Here is a 1,422-nt window from a genome sequence, read left to right as displayed (position 1 = left end):
GCCGAATAGCGCTTTCGTTTCGTCATGCGGATCAGTCCTTCGTCAATCGCCAAAGCTTAGCGACTGGTCCGAATTCCTGCGACCACCTGAAGTGTATAGAAAATGTCGGTGGGGAGCGCAATGATCGCCTCGATCAGATCGTGCTTATCTAATGACGACGGTAGGCTCTGCTTACAAAGTGGAGCCACCGACCGGCACGGCCTGCATGCCGGTCGGTGGCGGGGTCGGATCGAGACCGTGCTGGTTACATAGAGCCGTCCTGGAGTGTGATCGCCCCGCCCTTTCGAGCTGACCTGAACGGATACAAGGGGATCGTGCCCCGCATGATAAGCAGAGGACAGAGAAAGATGGGTGGCGAAGCGGTTGGTGTTGATATCGCAAAGCTGCACTTCGACGTTCACAGTTACCCTGGCGGTGGAAGTGGGCGGTTTGAGAATACCGGCAAGGGGCGAAGGTCTTTCGTCAAATGGCTGAAAAGCCGGCAATCGGTCATGGTCGTGTTCGAACCGACCGGACCATACCACAAGGCTTTGGAAGCCGATCTGCACCAGGCAGGGGTTGCGTTAGCAAAGGTGAACCCGCTCCATGCCCGCAGGTTCGCTGAAGCAACGGGCTACCTCAACAAGACGGATCGGGTAGACGCTGCCATTCTCGCACGGATGGCGGCCGTTCTTCAGATCAAGGCACAGCCTGAACGGCCGGAAAATCTGACCGGCCTGACAGAGTTACTTTCGGCGCGGCGCGGGCTGATGAAGGAGCGAACAGCCAACCTGAACCGGCAAAAGAACCTCGTCCACCCTTTGCTGAAGCGGCAGTGTTCGGCCCGCATCCGGCAGATCGAGGGCCAGGTCCAAATGATTGAGCGTGAACTCCGAGCCGCTGTGGCAGCCGATGCTGCGCTGACGCAGAAGTTTGAGATCCTCGTCAGCATACCTGGGATCTCCGCTACGACCGCGTTCACACTCTTGGCGGAGTTACCTGAGTTGGGCGAACTTACGTCTGCTCAGGCAGGAAGTCTTGCAGGGCTGGCACCAATGCACCGCGAGTCAGGGAACTGGAAAGGAAAATCCCGCATCCGGGGCGGTCGTGCCGTGCTGCGACAATCCCTGCACATGCCAGCACTTGTCGCAACACGGTTCAACCCGGATCTGCGCGTCGTCTACAAGAGGCTGATAAACGCAGGTAAGCCCGCAAAAATTGCTATCACGGCTATAATGCGGAAGCTCGTGATTTTGGCCAACACCCTCGTCGCGTCTGGCCGCATATGGGAGCTGCGGCCGATGAAATGACGTAGGAGCAGACCCTCACCGCGCCTTGCACCAAGGGCCACAGTGCGGACGAAGCTGACGTTCAGGCGAACGTCAGCTTGCCATCCACGGTCGTGACTGCTTGCCCGCCCACATAGATGCGCCCCGCCTTGGC

Annotated in this window: 1 protein-coding gene; it reads left to right on the top strand. The window is 58.7% G+C overall.

Going from position 1 to position 1,422, the window contains the following annotated elements; translation table 11 throughout:
• Positions 1-347: 347 nt before the first annotated feature.
• Positions 348-1,289, top strand: a complete 942-nt coding sequence (locus tag J0F76_RS20615) for an IS110 family RNA-guided transposase (RefSeq protein WP_207472331.1) — start codon at positions 348-350, stop codon at positions 1,287-1,289.
• Positions 1,290-1,422: the final 133 nt, after the last annotated feature.

Origin of the sequence: Paracoccus fontiphilus (assembly GCF_017356265.1) — a bacterium.
Taxonomy (GTDB): Bacteria; Pseudomonadota; Alphaproteobacteria; order Rhodobacterales; family Rhodobacteraceae; genus Paracoccus; species Paracoccus fontiphilus.
The sequence above is the reverse complement of the archived record's forward strand: the minus strand, read 5'-3'. Positions and strand labels throughout refer to the sequence as shown.